The following is a 13512-nucleotide window of genomic DNA, read 5'->3' as shown; positions in this document are numbered from 1 at the left end:
CTTTTTCAAAACAAAGCGCCCGCTGCTTAAGTTTCCTTAAGAAGCGAGCGCTCATTCCCTAAGCAATCTTAAATTTTCAGTCCGCACCACGGCCCTCCGGCTGGAAGATATAGCCTTTGCCCCAGACATTTTTCAGGTAAACGGGCTTGGCGGGGTCCGGCTCGATCTTGCCGCGCAGGTTGTGGATGTGCACCTGCACGGTGCGCACATCCCCCAGGCTGTCCTTGCCCCAGATCTTCTGGTAAAGCTCGTTGGCGGTAAAGAACGTGTTGGGGTACCGGACAAACAGCGAGAGGATGCGGTACTCCATATCGGCCAGGTGGATGCTCTGGCCGTCGTGCTCCACACTGTGGCGGTTGGCGTCCAACGTAAAAGCCGCGCAGTGATAGCCATTGACATTGGGCTCGGCCGCGTCCATCTGCACCCGGCGGATGTTGGCCATGATGCGGGCCAGCAGCACTTTGTTATGATAGGGCTTTGTGAGGAAATCGTCACCGCCCATCTCCAGCGCCCGCACCACCGTGTCGGTATCGTCCAGGCAGGAGGTAAAGATGATGGGGCAGTGGTGCCAGCTGCGCAGCCGCTGGCACAGGTCCACGCCGTTGGTATCCGGCAGCAGGATGTCCATGAGAATGACATCAAATTTTTCCCGGGCGTGGCTCAGTGCATCACCGCCCGTCTCAGCGCACACCACCTCAAAATTCTGCTGGCTCTGCAGAAAATACCGGGTGGTGTCGCGGATCACCGGGTCATCTTCCACCATTAAAACGCGGATCATCCCTATTTGCTCTCCCCTTTTTGGCTATTCTTTGTTATACTATTAACAGTATACCGTATCCGGTTCAAATTCTCAACTGGTTTCTGGGGGAGGAATCCAACATGAAATGGAAAAAACAGCTCTGTGCCGCGGCGGCGGTGCTGCTGGCACTGGGCATCGCACTGGCGGGCGTCCTGCTCAATCAGCATTTTCTCGTTCTTTCCGGGGGCATCTCACGGACAGAGATTCAAAGCCCCCTGGGCGACCTGGTACGCAGCCATCTGCAGCTGGTGGCGCTCATCGTCTTTGCCACGCTGGCCGCTGCCATCCTGGCCCTTTACCACTACAAAAAGCAGCCGGAGCTGCGCTATTTTCTCCTCTATCTGGCAGTTCTCTTTTTCTGGGGCACCCTGGCAGCCTTTTTCCCTGCCGGGTTTCAGGGGCTGCTCCAGCGGTTCATGCGGCTGTTTTTTGCCATCACGATCCTGGCGTCGGCCCTGCTCTCCACAGCGCTGCTGGCCCTGCCTCTGCCCGCCAAATGGGTAGTGCCCGCCTCGGCAGTCTTTCTGCTGCTGGGGCAAGTCCGCTTGCCCATCCTGCGGTTCGGCACGCTGACGGCCGGCATGTGCATCTGCCTCTACCTGCTGCTTTCAGCCTACCTGCGCGGGTACGAAGCCGCCGGGCTGCTGCTCTTTCCCTGCGCCATCACAACAGGGTTCCGGGTGTGGGCCCTGCTGCCCATTCTCCCCTTTTATGTAGAGTGCTACCCGCTCTACCTGCTGCGGTGCGCCCGGGTGTTCGATATCCCGTTTGCGCTGGGCTGCATGACTTACGTCTGCCGCCGCTTTGCTTTGCAGTTTGACCGTACCGAGCAGCTGGCCCAGGAGCTGGACACCCGGGTCATCGAGCGGACCCGGGCCCTGACCGAGGAGACCGAAGCCCGCAAGAGCATGATGCTGAACATCTTTCACGACCTGCGCAGCCCGCTGTTTGCCGTGAGCAATGGGCTGGATACCCTGGCCGAGGCTCCCGACGCCCTGCCGGCCCTGCTGCCGGCCCTGCAGCAGCGGGTGGCTTTTGTCCGCAGTCTGACGGAAGACCTTTTTCTGGCGGCCAAGCTCGAGCAGAAGCAGGTGCTGCTCAATGAGGACCGGGTGGCCCTGAACGAAGCCACCGCCGCCGTCTGCGCCGCCTGCCAGAGCGAAGCCGCCCAGAAAGGGGTCACCCTCCGGGCGGAGACGGACTGCTTCCTGCCCGTCTGGGGCGATAACGTGCGCTTACAGCAGGTGGTGCAGAACCTCGTCACCAACGCCATCCACTATACTCCTGCGGGCGGTGTGGTCACAGTGACCTGCGCGCGGGAGGGCGGAACCGCCCGGGTGACGGTGCAGGACACCGGGTGCGGCATTGCGCCGGAAGATCAGGCAGCCGTGTTCGACCGCTATTTTCACACCACGGCCAACACCAAGCACGATTCCACCGGCCTTGGGCTGACCATCGCGCAGGAGCTGGCTCATCTCCACCACGGGGAGATCACCCTGCAAAGCGAGGTGGGCAAGGGCAGCCGCTTTACGCTGAAGCTGCCAATTTTGGAATAACGTCCTTGCCCTCTCAGGCGCGTCCGCGTCAGCTGTGGCGGAGAGGTTGCCTTAGTTGTTAAAGTAAGCGTTCTGCACGGCCAGCAGCACACCGGCACGGCTGGCGGCAAAGTTCAGGCCGCCCTGCAGGTAGCAGGTGTAGGGAGCGCGGAGGGGGCCGTCGCAGGAGAGCTCAATGGTGCTGCCCTGGGTAAAACTGCCGCTGGCCATGATCACCTCATCGGTGTAACCCGGTTCCGGGCAGGGTTCCGGGGCCGCGTAGCTGTCCACCGGGCTGGCGGCCTGCACACCGCGGCAGAAGCCCACCAGGGCATCCGCCGTGCCGGCATCAAAGCAGGTCACGATGTCGTTGTGGTCGTCGCAGTAGCGCGGGATGGGGTTCTTGCCCAGCAGCTCCAGCAGGCACTGCGCATAGATGGCGGTCTTGATGGCCTCGCAGACCACGCCGGGGGCATAGTAGAAGCCCAGGTACATATCACGGGGCGTTTCCAGCGTGCAGCCCAGCTCCTTGCCCAGGCCGGGGGCGTTCAGACGGTAGGCGCACAGCTCCACCAGATCTTTCCGGCCCGCGATGTAGCCGCCCGTGGGGGCAATGCCGCCGCCGGGGTTCTTGATGAGGCTGCCCACCACGAGGTCCGCGCCCACCTGGCAGGGCTCCTGCGTCTGGGTGAACTCGCCGTAGCAGTTGTCCACAAAGATGATGATGTCCGGGTTTGCCCTGCGGGCCGTCTCGGCGATCTTGCGGATGGTCTCGAGGTCAAAAGCGTTGCGCTGCAGGTAGCCACGGCTGCGCTGGATGTGGCAGACCTTAGCCCCCGGGGCTTTCTGGGCAATCAGCTCATAATCCGGGGTAAAATCGGGCTTGAGGGGAGCTTCGTCGTACTTTACGCCGTAGTCCATCAGGGTGCCGGTGCCCTTGCCCTTGCCATCCAGACCAATGACACCCTCCAGCGTATCGTAGGGACGGCCGGTGGCGGCCAGCAGGGTATCCCCTGCCCGCAGTAGACCAAACAGGGCCACGGCCAGAGTATGGGTGCCGCTCTGGAACTGGCTGCGCACAAGGGCGTCTTCCGCGCCCATCACCTGGGCAAAGATCTGCTCGAGTTTGGCGCGGCCGGAATCCCACAGGCCATAGCCCGTGGTGCCCAGCATATCGGTAGAAGACATCTGGGTATCCCCAAAAGCCTTGAGCATCTTGAGCTGGTTGAAATCCCGGATCTCCTCCATGTGGCGGAAATAGGGCTGGCAGAGCTCCATGGCCTTTTCGTCCAGGGCGAGCACCTCGGGTTTATAATCAAAGAAATGGTTCAGCATTGACATGTTTAAAAATTTTAATCCTTTCCAATCGGGCTTTCGTAACGCGCAAGGGTGCCAAGCGGGTGGAAGCCGAGTTGTGTGTAAAAATGCACCCGCTCGGGGCTGCAGAGGAAAACGGGCTGATCCCCCTGCGCGGAGAGGGCGTTGGCCATCTGGACGATGAGCCGCCCGCCGACCCGCTGGCCCCGGAGAGCTTCGGCGGTCTGGCCGCAGGCCATGTAGGCCTGCCCGTTGCAAAGGGCGTAGGCTCCCACCGTGCAGACGATGTTCCCGCCCTGCTCCAAGGTCCAGACCAGTGCCTTGCCCCGGCTGCGCTTGGTGCAGAGCTCCGAGTAAAAATCATCCCGCCGGGCAGGCCGGTCCGGGAACAGATTTTCCGCCACCGGGCCGGAAGCCGGATCTTCCACAAAGGTCAGGCTCTCCCAGAGGGCTTTCTGCGCCTCGGTCTGGGCTGGCAGGGGCAGCTGTTCCCCCGCCGCAAGGCCGAAGATGGTGTGGTCACACGTCTTTTGCCAGCCCACAGGGGGCGGGCACTCGGCCTCATCCAGAATGACGGCCCTGCAGCCGCAGAAATTCAGAAAACTGGCCAGCTCCTCGGGGTTGGCGTGGCCTGCCGCCCAAGCCGTGCGGCCGCCGATGTCCAGCGCCAGCGTCGGCCCGGCAAAGAAACGGCCCGGCTGGGCTTTGCCCAGCAGCTGCAGCGCCAGCGGCAGGGTGGCCCCGCAGCAGAGCTTCCCCCGGCAGGCGTTCAAAAAGCGCTGACGCTGGCGGGGCGTGTTTACCTGTGCGATCACTTGAGCTCGTTGACGATCTTCTTGAACTCGCGGCCGCGCACCTCAAAGTTGGGGTAGAGGTCAAAGGAGGCGCTGGCGGGCGAGAGAATGATCTCATCGCCAGGGTGAGCGGCGGCTCGGGCCAGCTCCACAGCATGCTGCATGTTATCAGCGTGCTCGATGACGAGGCCGCTGGCGGCAAAATCCGGATGCTCCCGCACCACTTTTTCAATGCGGGGGCCGGTAGCGCCCATGAGGATCAGGGTCTTGACGTGCCGGATGACCTCCGGTGCCAGAGGCTCATAGGGGATGTGCTTGTCGTAGCCGCCCGCGATGAGGATGAGCTTCTGGTTGAAGCTGCGCAGGCCCGCGATGGTACGGGTGGGGCTGGTGCCGATGGAGTCATTATAATAAGTAACGCCGTCCAGCACACGGACCGGCTCAATGCGGTGCTCCACACCCGTAAAGGTGCTGCCCACTTTCTGGATGGCTTCTACCGGCACCTCGCCCCAGACGGCAGCGGCAGCTGCCAGCAGATTCTCGATGTTGTGCAGGCCCCGCAGCTTGACGTCTTTCTGGGCCAGGAACGGTGTCACAACGCCGTCCTCGGCCATGCAGAGCATTCCGTCATCCCGCAGGAAAGCACCATTGTCGGTCTCGTGCAGGCGGGTGAACCAGACCTGCTTGCCCTTGCAGTCGGCCTGCATCCCACGGGTGATCTCGTTCTCATAGCCCAGCACCTCGCGGCAGGGCGGCACCTGATGGATGAGGATGTTCCGCTTGGCGTCGATGTACTCCTGCATATCCTTGTGGTGGTCCAGATGGTTGGGGGTAACGTTGGTGACCACCGCGATCTTCGGGCTCTTGTGCATACTGATCAGCTGGAAGCTGGACAGCTCCACAACCGCCACATCCTCCGGAGCCACCTCGGGCAGCATGGGCAGCAGAGCGGCGCCGATGTTGCCACCCAGGTGCACCTTGCGGCCAGCGGCCTCATAGAACTTGGAGATGAGGGTGGTGGTGGTGGTCTTGCCGTCGGAGCCGGTCACGCCCACGATCTCACAGGGGCAGAAATCAAAGAAAAGCTCCACCTCGCTGGTGACCATGGTACCCGCCGCCATAGCGTCCTGCAGGGGCTTTTCAAAATAGCCCACAAAGCCGGGGGTACGCATGATGATGTCCTGGCCTTTGAAGCCTTCGAGGTAGTTTTCGCCCAGGCTCAGGTCAATGCCCAGCTCCCGGATGGTGGCAGCGTAATCGCCAAAATCGTCCACGGACTTCTTCTGGTCGCAGAGGGTCACATGAGCGCCCAGCTCCACAAACTCCTTGATGAGCGCCTTATGGCTGACGCCGGCACCAATGAATGCAACCTTTTTGCCCTTGATCAGTGCGGCAAGCTGCTGCTGTTCTTTCTGCATAAATCAGGTTCCTCCTATATAAATACAAAGTGATGCACTATTTCAAAAGGGATTCCGCCTTATTTTACACCTTTTCGGTCTGCTTGGCAACGGAAAACCGCCAAACGGAGCAACAAAATCCCCTGAGAAATTCACAAAAAGACAATTGTCTTTTCCCCTGCTTTCTGCTACACTTACAGTGCGCCTTTTTTCGACGCTGCATCAACGGGTTATTCCGGCCCGTGCCCTGCAGCGCCCGGCACACGCAAAACGGGGGCCTGGAGCCCTGAAAGGAACTTTCCCTTTGAAACGATCTACCAACAAACAAAATCTTTCCCACGGCCCGCGCCGGGTGCTCTGTGCCCTCCTCGCTGCCGTGTTTGTGCTCAGTCTGGCCGGGTGCGGCTCGGGCTCGGCCAGTTTTACCTGGTTCGTGGATACCATCCCGTCAAACCTCGACCCGCAGGTAGCCTCCACGGCTTCGGACGTCATCGCCTGCGAGAACCTTTACAGCGGCCTTGTCCGTAAGGACGCCAGCGGCAAGCTCGTCCCCGCCCTTGCGGAACACTGGGAAGTCTCCCCGGACCGCCGCACCTACACCTTTACGTTAAAGAGCGGCCTGACCTATGCCGCCACCAAGGGCGCAGCCACCGACTACGCCATCACAGCCGAGGATTTCGTGTTCGCGTTCCGGCGGATGTTCCGGGCCGATACTGCTTCTCCCTATGCGGTGGAATTTTCCCCCATTGAGAACAGCGCCGCCGTGCTGGCAGGCCAGCTGCCCGAGACAGCCCTCGGCGTTCAGGCGCGTGGCGATGCCACCCTTGTGTTCTGCCTGAGCGAGCCGGACGAGAATTTTCTCTCCAAGCTCACCCTGCCCGGCGCCATGCCCTGCGACGAGGACTTTTTCAACAGCACCCGGGGTACTTATGGCCTGAGCGCCGCCTCCACCCTTTCCAGCGGCAGCTTTTACCTTTATAACTGGACCGCCAGCGGCCTGTTCCTCCGCCGGGAACCCAGCGGGAACCGCGTTGACAGCCTGCGGCTGGTGCAGAATACCGGTGCCTCCGGCCAGTCGGCAGCCCAGCTCATTGCCAATGAAAAATGCTCCGCGGCTCTGGACGAAACCGGCGAGGCCACCAGCCTGCAGAGCATCTCCTACTCGGATACCGCCTGGAGCCTGCTCTTCAACTGCAATTCCGTGTTTGGCTCTACCCCGCTGCGGCAGGCGCTGGCCGAGGTGGCCCGCACCGCCGCCAGTACCCCGGACTCCGGGCTGTTCGCACCGGTCACGGGGCTCATCCCGGATGGGCTGACCGTGGACGGCATCGATTACCGCGACGCCGCAGGCGACCCTACCCCCGCCCCGGTCGATGCTGCCAGCCTCTACCGCGAGGCCCGGCAGGGAATGTCCAACTCTGATTTCAACAATGTCACCCTCCTGCTGCCCGCCGGCAGCGGCCTGACTCAGGCAGCCGAGGAGATCAACGGCGAGTGGCAGAAACAGTTTTCCCTCTTCTTCTCGCTGGAAGAAGTGGAGCCGGAGGAATTTGAAAAGCGGCTTGCCGAGGGCAATTACACCATTGCGCTGGCCCCCATCAGCGCCGAGAGCGGCAGCGTATACAACGTGCTGGCCCAGTTCACCGCCCAGGGCGGCGGGCTGACGGGCTACGCCAACTCTCTTTACGCCACCCAGCTTGCCGCCAGCAGCACCGCCACGGGCAGCGCCCGGTGTTCCCTGCTGGCCGACTGTGAGCGCCAGCTGCTGAGTGACTGTGCCGTGGTGCCGCTGTTCAGCCAGCAGAAGCGGCTGCTCATCGCGGACGGCATCCAGGGATTGGTGTTTGACCCCTTTGGCCCGGTGCTGGACCTGACCGACACGACCCAGAATTAAAGGCCAGATCTTTTTACGGCAAAAGGCCGGAGCTCCTGCAAACGCGGAGGCCCCGGCCTTTTTGTTGTGTTTTACAGTGCCGTGCCGTTTGTCGGCACAAAAAAGCGGCTCATGTCCGCATGTTCCAGCTGCAGCAGGCGCACTTTTTTCTCAATACCACCGGCATAGCCTGTCAGGCTGCCGCTGGTTCCCACCACCCGGTGGCAGGGGATGATGATGGAGATTTCATTGTGGCCTACCGCCCCGCCGACTGCCTGTGCTGACATCCGGGTCTTGCCCTGTTTTGCAGCCAGCTGCCGTGCCAGCGCGCCATAGGTCGTGGTCTGGCCGTAAGGGATCTGGAGCAGCAGCTCCCACACGGCCCGCCGGAACGGCGACCCAACGGGGTGGAGCGGTGGGGTAAAATCCGGCTCCCGGCCGCTGAAATAAACATCCAGCCAGCGCTTTGCCGTTTGTAAGGCAGGCGTCTCTCGCTCCTGCTGTTCCGGGCCAAGGATATTGGCGAAATATTTTTCTCCCTCAAACCAGAGGCCGGTCAGGCCCACCTCATCCGCCGCCAGCAGGATGCCGCCCAGCGGGGAATCGTAATGCAGGGTGTACATCCTGTTGCATTCTTCTTTCTGGCTCAGGCAGGTAGTCTCTCCCACTCCATCCTGAAATCGCATTTACATCTCGCTCCCTATTTGAACGGCTCCCTGCTCCCGCAGTTTCAGGCGGTAACAGCTGCCCGGGCCAAACACGCTCTCGATGGCCGCGCAGTAAGCTTCCAGCAGCGGGGCAGGCACAAAGGCCTGGATCGTCCCCGCAAAACCGCCGCCCTGCATCCGCCAGGCTCCGCCGCCCGCTTCGAGGATGCTCTGGCTCAGCGCCAGCGCGATGCTCAGCCCTGATGCCGCGGGTCGGAGGCGCAGTAGACGTTCTGACAGTACTCAAACGAGGAATGGCCATTTGCCCGGATGAGATGCAGAAACTCCGCAAAGTCTCCTCGTTGCAGGGCATTCTTCTGGGCCAGCGCCCGGGCGTTTTCCTGATAATAATGGATGGCCCGCAGGACCGCTCGATCCCCGCATTGAGTGCGCAGCCGGGGCAGCGCCTGCCAGAATGCTGTTTCCGGCACCCGCCCCAGCACATTCTGGCCCAGACAGGCCGCCACAGCCTCCATTTCCCGGCGAATGGCCGCGAATTCCCCGGTCAGCTCGCTGTGGCTGGCCTGGGTATCGGTCACGCAAAGAGTAACCCCCTCCGGCAGCAGACCCGCCGCGTGGATTTTTTCAATTTCAGGGGCACAGGGGTCCGCAAAATTTGCAAAGATGACGCCGCCCACGGCACTGGTCAGCTGGTCCAGCAGGCCGCAGGGCTTGCCGAAATAAGTATTCTCCGCATACTGACAGATCTTTGCCATCTCCGGCCCCGAGAGGCCGCAGCCATACTCCCCGTTGAGGACGACGGCCATTCCCATCTCAAACGCCGCCGAGCTGGAAAGGCCGGACCCCCGCAGAACATCGCTGGCGGTGTAGGCATCAAAGCCGCCGATCTCTTTCCCCAGCGCCCGGAACCCCTCCGCAATGCCCCGGATCAGGCTGGCGGAATGGGTGCTCTCCCCCTGTTGGGGCTCCGGCTCGCTCAGGTCAATGACGTCCAGCTTGTTGAACCCCCGGGATTTGACCCGGATGAACCCGTCATCGCTGGGGGACGCCACCGCGATCAGATCCAGTGTCACCGCCGCCGCCAGCCCATAACCGTGCTGGTGGTCGGTGTGGTTGCCGCCCAGCTCGGTCCGGCCCGGGGCCGAGTACAGCCGCACCTGCCGCCCCGGCCCAAAGTAGAGCTCAAACTGTTCCAGTGCCGCCGCATAGCGTGCCCGCTGCCGCCTCAGCTCTGCCGCACCGCCGCCGTACAGCGCCCACAGTGTCTCGTCCCATTTACCCGCCAGAATTTCGTCCCGGACCTGTGCACTCGTTGCCATCGCAGAACCTCCCCGCAAAATTCCTCCATGCTGGTTTGATACAACTATTTTAATGCATCGACGCCCGATTTTCAATTCGATTGCCGAAAAAAGCATTTTTTTGGTGTCCAGCCCAAAGAATAAGATGTACTTTTGTTGAATTTGCAAGGGCAATTGTGGTATACTGGCACCAGAAATCTGACAGGCGGGAGGGAGCCACAATGGCAGACGTTTATAAACAGTCGTTCAAGCAGAGCGACACCAATAATATTGAACTTTCCATCTTCAACTGTGGTTTGGAGCGCTGCGCCCCCGGCCAGACCTGGGGGCCCGGCATCCGCGACCATTACCTCATCCACCTGGTCGTCTCCGGCCGGGGCGTATTTGAGGTGGGCGGCAAGACCTTTGCGGTCGCGCCGGGCGATCTGTTCTTTGCCAAGCCCAGCCAGCTCATCCGGTATACGGCGGATGAGCAACAGCCCTGGGAGTACAGCTGGGTCGGCTTCAACGGTGCCTGCGCCCATAAGCTGGCCGCTCAGCTCCCCTTTACCGATGAAGCACCTGTCCACCACACGCAGGACCCGGAGGGGATGCGGGCAGCCCTGACCAACATCTACTCCTCCCGCGGGCTGCAGCCTCAGGACGAGGCTGCCATGGTGGGCTATCTCTACCTGTTCATCTCCGCCCTCATGCGGGAGACCAGCGAGTCCAAGCCCCACAGCACTTCTTCCTCCAGCCAGTATGTGCTCAACGCCATCAAGTACATCCAGTTCAACTACTCCCACGACATTTCCATCGACGATGTGGCCAAGAGCGTGGGAGTTTCCCGCAGCCACCTGTACCGGGTGTTCATGCTCAACGTGGGCCAGAGCCCCATTGATTACCTGACCGAATACCGCATCAACGAGGCCTGCAAGCTGCTGCGGGCAGGCAACTTGTCCATTGCAGAGGTGGCCATCTCGGTAGGCTTCTTTGATCAGTTCTATTTTTCGCGGGTGTTCAAGCGCGCCAAGGGCGTGCCGCCCAGCAAATACATGGCCACCCAGACCGATCCTGCCGCCGCGCCGCAGGAAAAACCATAAGGAGACCGTTCCAACATGCCTTTACAGAAAAATCAACTCCTGACCCTCCGCATTGAGCGCCTTTCCAGCGACGGCAGCGGCGTGGCCCACTCCGCGGACGGCGAGGCCGTTTTTGTACCCAACACTGCCCCCGGCGATGAAGCGCGGATCAAGATCGTCAAAGACTGCGGCCGCTACGCGTTTGGCATTCTGGACCAACTGCTCACCCCCTCGCCCGACCGCGTGGAGGTAGACTGCCCGGCCGCCGGTCCCTGCGGCGGCTGCAGCCTGCGTCATCTCAGCTATAAGGCAGAGCTGCAGGCCAAACACGAGAACGTAGCAGACGCGTTCCGCCGCATTGGCGGGCTGGATGTCCCTGTGCTGCCCACAGTCCCCTCCCCCGAGGTGGACCGCTACCGCAATAAAGTGCAATTCCCGGTCGGGCGGGACAAAAACGGCCAGCCCTGCATTGGTTTTTATGCTGGCCGCACCCATCGCATCGTCCCCTGCCCGGACTGTAAGCTGCAGCCCGGCGTGCTCAATGAGATCGGCAACGCGCTCTGCGCATTCTTCGCCGCCCATGGCATCCAGCCCTACGACGAGGAGAGCGGCAAGGGCCTTGTCCGCCACATCTTCCTGCGGCGGGGGGCACACAGCGGCCAAATCATGGTCTGCCTCGTCTGCACCCGGGCAAAGCTCCCCCACAGTGAGGAGCTGGTGGCCCAGCTGCGGGAGCAGTTTCCGGCCATTGCCACCATCTTACTGAATGTCAACGCAAAAAATACGAATGTCATTCTGGGCAGCGAGACCCACCCCCTGTATGGCCCTGGCTACCTCGAAGACACCCTCTGCGGCGTCCCCGTCCGGCTGGGCCCCCTGTCGTTCTATCAGGTCAACACACTGGCCGCTGAGCAACTCTACGGCATCGCGGCCCAATATGCCCAGCTCACCCCGGACGACCTGCTGCTGGACCTCTACTGCGGCATGGGCACCATCGGCCTTTCGATGGTAGACCACTGCCGGGAGCTGGTGGGTGTGGAGATTGTACCAGAGGCTATTGAAAGCGCTAAGGCAAATGCCGCTCGGATGGGCGACGCCATCGCCACCAAGAGCCGCTTTTTCTGCGCCGACGCCGGCGCTGCCGCCACCCGCCTCGCGGCTGAGGGCCTGCGCCCGGACGTCATCGTCCTCGACCCGCCCCGCAAAGGCTGCGATGAAGCCACCCTTTCTGCTGTTGTCAAGATGAATCCCCAGCGGGTGGTCTATGTCAGCTGCAACCCGGCCACCGCCGCCCGGGACGCCAAGTGGCTGGAGACACAGGGGTACCGCACGGAAAAGGTGCAGCCTGTGGATTTGTTCCCGAGGACGAGGCATTGCGAGTGCGTACTCTTGATGTCAAAAGTGCAGTAATATCATGCGATGATTCGTTCAATATCGTTCGGACATCATTTTACAGTCTGAACCGTTCTCGTCCTTGGAAACAGGTCGAGGGCAGTTTTTGAGAATTTGGGCAATATCTAAATCGTAGCCACAGGGGTAGCAGATAATTGAGTTTCTGGATTAGATGTTTGGGCTAACAGCAAATCCGGCAACTCAGGTATCTTGGGGTATCCAGTGTAGGATTTAGATGTCAAGAAGATTTTAGATATAGAAAAGACCGCCAGTGTATTTGGTTTCTCGTACACCGGCAGTTATTTTTTGTGCCCACAAATATTGACTATAGTTATTTAGTCTGCTATAATTATTGTGCCCACATAAAATCGAGGTGATAGGCATGAGGGGCAGACCTAAAAAGGAAACCACAAGAGATCTAGTTTATAAAGTTCGTTTAAATGCTGAAGAAGATCGGATGCTTACATGTGCTAGCAAGTTGACAGGTCAGGCAAAATCCGAAGTGTTCCGAAAAGCTTTGCTCAGTTATTATAAGGCGGTTGAAGTTAAAGAGCACATAATAAATACTAATGCAGCGGCATCGGGTTGGTCCGTAGACCATATAAGTCAGCAACGGCTAATAAAATGTCCTTACGCCGATTGTGGCGAAGAGTTTGTTGTCGACTTCTCCGACTACAGTGATGAACAGGATTCTGAAGAACCCATGGGATACCGCTGTGAGCATATCTTCGATACCACCGATATTGAATGTCCGGAATGTCATCGTCATTTGCATGTGAATGGCGTTATCTCAGAATATCCTATTGGAGCATATGAATTTGAGCAAATAAATGTCGAGGAGGAAAAAGCATGACAACCGAAAGCATAATTTCAGATAGTAACGAACCCGGCATATTAACGGAGCCACGCCCCACCGATTTTATTCCGTTTCCATACCACCTGACAGAGAACAATCCGCTAAGTATGATTATGGATGAAGTAATCAACTCTGCAAAAGATGAGCGTATAAATGCAAAACGTGCGTTATCAGCCAACATCGCATCAACCACAAGAGTGCAAAATCAGAATTATCGTGTGCTTGCTGCTTGCGAGTGTGAACTTCAAAGAGAAGGTCTTTCACAAGAACATCGGGATGAAATTCTAAAGACTATGCGTACAATTGCTGAATCGACAGCCCGTGAAAACGCAGCCAGCCGAGAATTTCAAAAAGAACAGCTAAACAATTCTCATAAACGCCTTTTTGAATTCATGGGCGCAGCTATTATTTTTGTTATGTTTGGCAGCACATTACTTATTAGACCCAAATTGTAAATGGAGTTCTATCGGCTTATACTTACTAACGCAAAAACGCCGCCAGCGTATCATGTGAAATCTATCA

General features: G+C 59.6%; 13 protein-coding genes. 6 read left to right on the top strand and 7 right to left on the bottom strand.

Annotation, left to right across the window (positions count from 1 at the left end):
• Positions 1–76: 76 nt before the first annotated feature.
• Positions 77–778 (bottom strand): response regulator transcription factor, encoded by a 702-nt coding sequence (locus tag DXA70_RS00145; protein ID WP_022256977.1) that lies wholly within the window; start codon positions 776–778, stop codon positions 77–79.
• 101 nt (positions 779–879) lie between these two features.
• On the opposite strand from DXA70_RS00145, the gene DXA70_RS00140 reads away from it, so the two are divergent.
• Positions 880–2355, top strand: coding sequence for a HAMP domain-containing sensor histidine kinase (locus DXA70_RS00140; protein WP_128117208.1), 1476 nt, complete (start codon positions 880–882; stop codon positions 2353–2355).
• Between the two features lie 51 nt (positions 2356–2406).
• Here the strand turns inward: DXA70_RS00140 and DXA70_RS00135 are convergent, their stop codons facing one another.
• From DXA70_RS00135 to murD, 3 genes are read right to left on the bottom strand one after another with little or no spacing between them, the layout of a single operon-like run.
• On the bottom strand, positions 2407–3669 hold the full coding sequence (locus tag DXA70_RS00135; protein WP_128117358.1) for a methionine gamma-lyase family protein: 1263 nt from the start codon (positions 3667–3669) through the stop codon (positions 2407–2409).
• A 17-nt stretch (positions 3670–3686) separates the two neighbouring features.
• Positions 3687–4466: a GNAT family N-acetyltransferase gene (locus DXA70_RS00130; protein ID WP_128117207.1), complete on the bottom strand. Its 780-nt coding sequence runs from the start codon at positions 4464–4466 to the stop codon at positions 3687–3689.
• Entirely contained in the window at positions 4463–5863 is a 1401-nt protein-coding gene (gene murD, locus DXA70_RS00125; protein ID WP_112115257.1) for a UDP-N-acetylmuramoyl-L-alanine--D-glutamate ligase, read from the bottom strand. Before murD ends, DXA70_RS00130 begins: the two co-directional genes overlap by 4 nt.
• Positions 5864–6146: 283 nt before the next feature.
• Here murD and DXA70_RS00120 point away from each other — a divergent pair, with 283 nt between their 5' ends.
• Positions 6147–7736, top strand: coding sequence for an ABC transporter substrate-binding protein (locus DXA70_RS00120; RefSeq protein ID WP_199522829.1), 1590 nt, complete (start codon positions 6147–6149; stop codon positions 7734–7736).
• 71 nt (positions 7737–7807) lie between these two features.
• Here the strand turns inward: DXA70_RS00120 and DXA70_RS00115 are convergent, their stop codons facing one another.
• From DXA70_RS00115 to DXA70_RS00110, 3 genes are all read right to left on the bottom strand, one after another.
• Complete coding sequence (locus DXA70_RS00115; protein WP_128117356.1) at positions 7808–8338, bottom strand: methylated-DNA--[protein]-cysteine S-methyltransferase; 531 nt, start codon at positions 8336–8338, stop codon at positions 7808–7810.
• A 63-nt stretch (positions 8339–8401) separates the two neighbouring features.
• Entirely contained in the window at positions 8402–8560 is a 159-nt protein-coding gene (locus tag DXA70_RS13860; RefSeq protein WP_243000885.1) for a hypothetical protein, read from the bottom strand.
• Positions 8561–8616: 56 nt separating this feature from the next.
• Positions 8617–9702 carry a galactokinase family protein gene (locus DXA70_RS00110; protein ID WP_243000882.1) on the bottom strand — a complete coding sequence of 362 codons (1086 nt, stop codon included), beginning with the start codon at positions 9700–9702 and terminating at the stop codon, positions 8617–8619.
• Between the two features lie 200 nt (positions 9703–9902).
• Between DXA70_RS00110 and DXA70_RS00105 the strand changes: the two genes are divergently transcribed.
• The 4 genes from DXA70_RS00105 to DXA70_RS00090 all read left to right on the top strand — a co-directional run bounded on the left by DXA70_RS00105 (position 9903) and on the right by DXA70_RS00090 (position 13445).
• Positions 9903–10763 carry an AraC family transcriptional regulator gene (locus DXA70_RS00105; RefSeq protein ID WP_112148206.1) on the top strand — a complete coding sequence of 287 codons (861 nt, stop codon included), beginning with the start codon at positions 9903–9905 and terminating at the stop codon, positions 10761–10763.
• A gap of 15 nt (positions 10764–10778) precedes the next feature.
• Positions 10779–12152, top strand: coding sequence for a 23S rRNA (uracil(1939)-C(5))-methyltransferase RlmD (rlmD, locus tag DXA70_RS00100; protein ID WP_128117206.1), 1374 nt, complete (start codon positions 10779–10781; stop codon positions 12150–12152).
• 364 nt (positions 12153–12516) lie between these two features.
• Positions 12517–12987: a hypothetical protein gene (locus DXA70_RS00095; RefSeq protein WP_128117205.1), complete on the top strand. Its 471-nt coding sequence runs from the start codon at positions 12517–12519 to the stop codon at positions 12985–12987.
• A complete protein-coding gene (locus tag DXA70_RS00090) occupies positions 12984–13445 on the top strand; it encodes a hypothetical protein (RefSeq protein WP_128117204.1) in 462 nt (153 codons plus the stop codon). The genes DXA70_RS00095 and DXA70_RS00090 overlap by 4 nt, the downstream gene beginning before the upstream one ends.
• Positions 13446–13512 lie beyond the last annotated feature (67 nt).

The organism is Faecalibacterium sp. OF04-11AC (assembly GCF_003460645.1).
In the GTDB taxonomy this organism is placed as follows: Bacteria; Bacillota; Clostridia; order Oscillospirales; family Ruminococcaceae; genus Faecalibacterium; species Faecalibacterium prausnitzii_I.
This window is presented reverse-complemented; position numbering and strand designations above follow the sequence as displayed.

Coding starts and splice junctions, on each gene's coding strand:
- DXA70_RS00145 (WP_022256977.1), bottom strand. CDS start 778: ATGATCCGCGTTTTAATGGTGGAAGATGACCCGGTGATCCGCGACACC.
- DXA70_RS00140 (WP_128117208.1), top strand. CDS start 880: ATGAAATGGAAAAAACAGCTCTGTGCCGCGGCGGCGGTGCTGCTGGCA.
- DXA70_RS00135 (WP_128117358.1), bottom strand. CDS start 3,669: ATGCTGAACCATTTCTTTGATTATAAACCCGAGGTGCTCGCCCTGGAC.
- murD (WP_112115257.1), bottom strand. CDS start 5,863: ATGCAGAAAGAACAGCAGCAGCTTGCCGCACTGATCAAGGGCAAAAAG.
- DXA70_RS00115 (WP_128117356.1), bottom strand. CDS start 8,338: ATGTACACCCTGCATTACGATTCCCCGCTGGGCGGCATCCTGCTGGCG.
- DXA70_RS13860 (WP_243000885.1), bottom strand. CDS start 8,560: ATGCAGGGCGGCGGTTTTGCGGGGACGATCCAGGCCTTTGTGCCTGCC.
- DXA70_RS00110 (WP_243000882.1), bottom strand. CDS start 9,702: ATGGCAACGAGTGCACAGGTCCGGGACGAAATTCTGGCGGGTAAATGG.
- DXA70_RS00105 (WP_112148206.1), top strand. CDS start 9,903: ATGGCAGACGTTTATAAACAGTCGTTCAAGCAGAGCGACACCAATAAT.
- rlmD (WP_128117206.1), top strand. CDS start 10,779: ATGCCTTTACAGAAAAATCAACTCCTGACCCTCCGCATTGAGCGCCTT.
- DXA70_RS00095 (WP_128117205.1), top strand. CDS start 12,517: ATGAGGGGCAGACCTAAAAAGGAAACCACAAGAGATCTAGTTTATAAA.
- DXA70_RS00090 (WP_128117204.1), top strand. CDS start 12,984: ATGACAACCGAAAGCATAATTTCAGATAGTAACGAACCCGGCATATTA.